Genomic DNA, 6483 nt, shown 5'->3' with positions numbered 1-6483 from the left:
CAATGGTTCTTGATTGCGTTCCAGTTATTCCACCTGATCTACGTCCAATGGTTCAGCTCGATGGTGGTCGCTTTGCGACTTCAGATCTCAACGATCTATACCGTCGCGTTATCAACCGTAACAACCGTTTGAAGCGTCTTGCTGATCTCGGTGCACCAGAGATCATCGTTAACAATGAAAAGCGTATGTTGCAGGAAGCTGTAGATGCGTTGTTCGATAACGGTCGTCGTGGTCGTCCAGTTACAGGTCCAGGTAACCGTGCGCTGAAGTCATTGTCAGACATGCTTAAGGGTAAGCAAGGACGTTTCCGTCAGAACTTGCTCGGAAAGCGCGTTGACTACTCAGGTCGTTCAGTAATTGTTGTAGGTCCACAGTTGAAGCTGCACCAGTGCGGTCTTCCAAAGCAGATGGCACTTGAACTTTTCAAGCCATTCGTAATGAAGCGACTTGTAGATCTAAACCACGCGCAGAACATTAAATCTGCAAAGCGTATGGTTGAGCGCGCACGTCCAGTTGTTTGGGATGTTCTAGAAGAAGTTATTGCAGAGCATCCTGTTCTGCTTAACCGCGCACCAACCCTTCACCGTTTAGGTATCCAAGCTTTCGAACCACAATTGGTTGAAGGTAAGGCAATTCAGATTCACCCACTCGTATGTACAGCTTTCAACGCTGACTTCGACGGTGACCAGATGGCGGTTCACTTACCTCTATCTGCTGAAGCGCAGGCCGAAGCACGTATCTTGATGTTGTCTTCAAACAACATCTTGTCACCTGCATCAGGTCGTCCAATTACATCTCCTACACAGGACATGGTTCTTGGTCTCTACTACTTAACAATGGTTCGCGACAATGAACTTGGAGAAGGTCGTGCATTTGGTTCAATCGCAGAAGCGATCATGGCCCACGATCAATCTTCAGTTTCATTGCAAGCAAAGATCAAGATTCGTCTCACCACAACTGGCGAGACAATCGATACAACAATTGGTCGCGCATTGTTTAACGAAGCGCTTCCAGCTGATTATCCATACGTTGATCTAGATGTAACCAAGAAGCAACTTGGTGCAATCGTTGATCGCCTTGCAGAGTTCTATCCAAAGGTTGTTGTTGCTGAGACGCTTGATGCGTTGAAGTCACTCGGCTTCCACTGGGCAACTCGCGCAGGTGCGACTATCGGTATTGAAGATGTTGTGACACCTCCACGTAAGAAGGAAATTCTTGCGGGCTATGAAACACAAGCCGAGAAGGTTCAATCACAGTATGAAAAGGGACTCATCACTGATGACGAGCGTCGTCAGGAATTGATCGAGATCTGGACAAAGGCAACAGCTGAAGTGGGTAAGGAAATGGAAGAAAACTTCCCTCGCGTTAACCCAGTTTGGATGATGGTTTTCTCTGGTGCTCGTGGAAACATGATGCAGATCCGTCAGATCGCAGGTATGCGTGGACTTGTAGCTAACCCAAAGGGTGAAATTATTCCAAGTCCAATTAAGTCAAACTTCCGCGAAGGTCTTTCAGTACTTGAGTACTTTATTTCTACTCACGGTGCTCGTAAGGGTCTTGCAGATACAGCACTTCGTACCGCTGACTCTGGTTACCTAACTCGTCGTCTTTGCGACGTTGCTCAGGATGTCATCATCCGTGAAGAAGATTGCGGTACTGATCGCGGTCTTGTTCTACAGATTGGTGTACGTCAAGAGTCAGGCAACCTTGTTAAGCATGACCATGTCGAAACTTCAGTATTCGGACGTACATTGTCTGAAGATGTGAGCGTTGATGGCAAGGTTCTACTTCCAGCAGGTACTGATCTTGGTGATCGCAACATTGATGAACTCGTTGCAGCCGGTGTCGATGAAGTAAAGATTCGCTCAGTTCTAACTTGCGATAGCAAGGTCGGACAGTGTGCAGCTTGCTACGGTCGTTCACTTGCAGCTGGTCAGCGTGTTGCAGTCGGTGAAGCAGTTGGAATCATTGCAGCACAGTCAATCGGTGAGCCTGGTACACAGCTAACAATGCGTACCTTCCACACTGGTGGTGTTGCTGGTGATGACATCACTCACGGTCTTCCACGTATCGTCGAGCTCTTCGAAGCACGTACACCTAAGGGTGTTGCACCAATCGCAGAAACAGCTGGTGTTGTTTCATTCCGCGAAGATGCAAAGGGCAAGAAGATCGTTGTTACTCCAGATGATGGAGGCGAAGAGGTTGCTTACCCAATCACTCGTCGTCAGAAGCTACTTGTAGAAGAAGGTTCACGCGTTGAAGTTGGCCAGAAGATGGTTGTTGGCGCGATTGATCCAAAGCAGGTTCTTCGTATTCTTGGACCACGTGCAACTCAGGTTCACTTGGTTAATGAAATCCAGTCTGTGTATCGCTCACAGGGTGTAGGAATTCACGATAAGCACGTAGAAGTAATTGTTCGTCAAATGCTAAAGCGCATCACAGTGCTTGAAGCAGGAGATGCAGACCTACTTCCAGGCGAGCTTGTAGAGCGTGGTCGTTTCGAGACTGAAAACCGTCGCGTTGTGACATCAGGTGGAAAGGCTGCTTCAGGTCGCCCAGAACTAATGGGTATCACTAAGGCATCTCTTGCAACTGAGTCATGGTTGTCAGCGGCTTCATTCCAGGAAACAACTCGTGTACTTACAGATGCTGCACTTTCAGAGAAGAGCGATCCATTGCTCGGTCTGAAGGAGAATGTAATCATCGGTAAGTTGATTCCTGCTGGTACTGGTCTTGCTCGTTACCGCAACATTCGTGTTGAGCCAACAGAGGAAGCAAAGGCAGCGGTTTACGCAGCCTACGACGAGTACGACTTCACACCATTTGACCAACAAGGTTCTGGTGAGGCTGTTCGTCTCGATGAGGTTGAAGTACCAAGATAATCGGCACTTAAAAAGAAAAGGCTCCCTTCGGGGAGCCTTTTCTTTTACTTACTTCTTTAGATTAGCTAAACGATCCAAAATCGGTGGGTGCGAATAATGCACCGCAACATAAACTGGATGTGGATTTAAATTACTCAATGATTCAACAGATAACTTCTTTAGTGCTGTGTACATGTAATCACGCGCACCTGGGAAAGTATCGATTGAATACTGATCGGCTTGGTATTCGTTGTAACGCGAAAACGAGTTATTGATTAACCCAAGTACCGTTGAAACCGGCGTAAAGAGCATAAAAAAGGCCAGGATCGCTAGGTGGAAGCTTGGAGTATCTGATCCCAATGCCTTTGAAAGGTTTGGATTACTCAGCAACCAGCCCATCAAAGCGAAAATAACCAAGGTTTGTACATTGCTGAAAGCAAACATTGTGTACACATGCTTGCGCTTGTAATGGCCTACTTCGTGGGCCAATACAGCAACTGTTTCTTTGGTAGTTAACTTTTCAATCAAGGTGTCATAAAGACCAATGATCTTTACCTTGCCCATACCTGAAAAGAAAGCATTTAATTTAGTTGAACGCTTTGAGGCATCCATTTCGTATAACTTAGACAAAGGAAAACCTTGTGCTTGGCAGTATTGCTCGACTTCAGTGCGTAATTCACCCTCTGGAAGTGGCTTTAGCTTGTTGAACATCGGCAAAAAGATTCGTGTGCCAAAGACAAACATAAACAAAGAGAATGCCGATACCAGCAACCAACCGACAAGCCAAAATGTACTTTGCAACTCTTGATAAACCAATGCGATTAGTGCCAGCAGTGGTAAACCAATAGCAAGTGAAAGCACAAGACCCTTGATTGCATCAGCTGCGAATAATTTTTTAGTTGTCTTGTTGAAACCAAATTTTTCTTCAATAACAAATGTTGAATAGTATCCAACAGGCAATGAAGCAAGCATTGATACTGCTATCAGTACTCCAACAAAAACAACGGTAATTGCAATTTCATTACTAAAGCGATCTCTGATGATTTCATCTAACCAAGCAAACCAACCTAAAATGATTGCCGATAGCATCACGACGGTACTAACTACCGAAGTTAACAACTCAACTTTGTACTTAGCTGTCCCGTATTCAAGAGATTTTGCATATTCATCTGCGTTATAAATTTCAGCAGCTTCTGGGCTCAAAGGGCGGTTTTTTGAGCCCTCATTGAGGTAGTTGAGGACCACCCCCGTGCTGAAGTCAATGAGGATAAATAGGACGATTCCCAGCAGAAGCAGATCCGAAGTTGTCATAGGCGTGATTATGAGGGATTTGGGGTGTGTTTAGGGGCTTTGGGGCGACACGCCGAAGATCAGATTTTGGGGAAATTGGCCTGATTTTGGCTGTGCCAGGAGTAAAACCTGCGATTTGCCTCGCGTGAGCCCACTGGGTTACCCTTCGCGTCTGCTCTTTTTTAGAGCTTCTTTGCCTGTGCTGTAAACAAGTTGCAAAACTTTAAGCAGCACACATGCGAATTGGGTGCAACACACCCGACCGCGTGGGTCGGCAAATAAGCGTGAATAAAGATCAGTAACGAAGTTACGAATGGAGATGAAGTGCCAACAATTCAACAGCTAGTTCGTCGTGGTCGTGCAGAAAAGACTACGAAGACAAGCACACCTGCACTTAAGGGTTCGCCACAACGACGCGGAGTTTGCACACGCGTTTATACAACAACCCCTAAGAAACCAAACTCTGCTCTTCGCAAGGTTGCACGTGTACGTCTTACTAGTGGCATGGAAGTCACTGCATACATTCCAGGTGAAGGTCACAACTTGCAAGAGCACTCCATTGTTCTTGTACGTGGTGGTCGTGTAAAAGATTTGCCTGGTGTTCGTTACAAGATCATTCGCGGATCACTAGATACACAAGGTGTTAAGAACCGTAAGCAATCACGTTCACGCTACGGAACTAAGAGAGAGAAGAAGGCTAGCTAATGCCACGTAAAGGTCCTGTTGTTAAGTCACCAGTTGTTGCAGATCCTGTTTACAACTCACCAGTTGTTACTGCGTTAATTAACCGCGTACTTCTACACGGTAAGCGTTCAACTGCAGAGGCAATTGTTTACAACGCACTCGAAGGTACACGCGAGAAGACTCAGGTTGATCCGCTAATTACTTTGAAGCGCGCACTAGACAACATCAAGCCAGCTGTTGAAGTTCGCTCACGCCGTGTTGGTGGAGCTACTTACCAGGTGCCAGTTGAAGTTAAGGCAAGCCGTTCAACAACTTTGGCGCTACGTTGGTTAATTGATTACTCACGTTCACGCCGCGAAAAGTCAATGGCAGAGCGTCTAACTAATGAATTAATTGATGCAAGCAACGGACTTGGTGCTGCAGTAAAGCGTCGCGAAGATACCCACAAAATGGCGGAAGCAAACAAGGCGTTTGCTCACTACCGCTGGTAATCCACGAATTTACGACTAGTTCATTAGAGACTTTCGAGAAGAGGAATATAAGTGTCAACAGTAGAGAAGATCGATCTAGCTACGGTTCGCAACATCGGAATCATGGCTCACATCGACGCGGGAAAAACCACGACTACTGAGCGCATCCTTTTCTACACCGGTATCAACTACAAGATCGGTGAAGTTCACGAAGGTGCTGCAACCATGGACTGGATGGAGCAGGAGCAAGAGCGTGGTATCACGATCACTTCAGCTGCAACAACATGTATGTGGGACAAGCACCTCATTAACATTATTGATACACCTGGCCACGTTGACTTTACTGTTGAAGTAGAGCGTTCACTCCGTGTTCTAGATGGCGCTGTTGCAGTGTTCGACGGTGTTGCAGGTGTAGAGCCACAATCTGAAACTGTATGGCGTCAAGCAGATCGCTACTCAGTTCCACGTATTTGTTTTGTTAACAAGCTAGACCGTACAGGTGCATCATTTGATAAGTGCGTTGGCATGATCAAGGATCGTCTAAACGCTGTTGCTCTAGTTCTACAACTTCCAATCGGTGCAGAATCTGACTTCCTTGGCGTTGTCGATCTAATCGCGATGAAGGCACTTACCTGGCGTGGAGAAACACAAAAGGGTGAAGATTACGCAATCGAAGAGATTCCAGCTGACATGCTTGATGCAGCAACTGCAGCTCGCGCAGAGATGCTAGAAACTCTTGCAGAAAATGATGATCAGTTGATGGAAAAATTCCTAGAGGGAATTGAACTAACAGAAGCTGAAATCATTGCCGGTATCCGTCGCGCAACCCTTGCTGCAAAGCTTTCACCAGTTCTAACTGGTTCAGCATTTAAGAACAAGGGCGTACAGCCAATGCTTGATGCTGTTGTTCGCTACCTTCCAAGCCCACTAGATGTGGATGCAATTGTTGGTCACGATATGAATGACCCAGAGAAGGAAATCAAGCGTTTGCCTAAGAACGATGAGCCTTTCTCAGCACTTGCTTTCAAGATCATGACAGACCCACACCTTGGAAAACTTACTTTCATCCGCGTGTACTCAGGCGTTCTAGAGACAGGATCAACAATCCTTAACTCTGCAAAGGACCGCAAAGAGCGCATCGGAAAGATTTACCAGATGCACGCTAACAAGCGCGAAGA

General features: G+C 46.4%; 5 protein-coding genes. 4 read left to right on the top strand and 1 reads right to left on the bottom strand.

The genetic code is table 11. From position 1 onward, the window contains the following. Window positions 1-2882: DNA-directed RNA polymerase subunit beta' (gene rpoC / locus AC9UC2_RS07435; protein WP_509526961.1), on the top strand; the 2882-nt coding region annotated here is incomplete at its 5' end. A gap of 48 nt (window positions 2883-2930) precedes the next feature. Here the strand turns inward: rpoC and AC9UC2_RS07430 are convergent. Next, on the bottom strand, window positions 2931-4172 hold the full coding sequence (locus AC9UC2_RS07430; protein ID WP_509526959.1) for a M48 family metallopeptidase: 1242 nt from the start codon (window positions 4170-4172) through the stop codon (window positions 2931-2933). A gap of 303 nt (window positions 4173-4475) precedes the next feature. Here AC9UC2_RS07430 and rpsL point away from each other — a divergent pair, with 303 nt between their 5' ends. The 3 genes from rpsL to AC9UC2_RS07415 all read left to right on the top strand — a co-directional run. Next, a complete protein-coding gene (gene rpsL / locus AC9UC2_RS07425; protein ID WP_018207201.1) occupies window positions 4476-4856 on the top strand; it encodes a 30S ribosomal protein S12 in 381 nt (126 codons plus the stop codon). Then, entirely contained in the window at window positions 4856-5326 is a 471-nt protein-coding gene (gene rpsG / locus AC9UC2_RS07420; protein ID WP_445821268.1) for a 30S ribosomal protein S7, read from the top strand. The genes rpsL and rpsG overlap by 1 nt, the downstream gene beginning before the upstream one ends. Window positions 5327-5428: 102 nt before the next feature. Further along, the coding region (locus tag AC9UC2_RS07415) for an elongation factor G (protein ID WP_509526963.1) at window positions 5429-6483 on the top strand (1055 nt) is incomplete at its 3' end.

The organism is Candidatus Planktophila sp. (assembly GCF_036734405.1).
Lineage (GTDB): Bacteria > Actinomycetota > Actinomycetes > Nanopelagicales > Nanopelagicaceae > Planktophila.
This window is presented reverse-complemented; position numbering and strand designations above follow the sequence as displayed.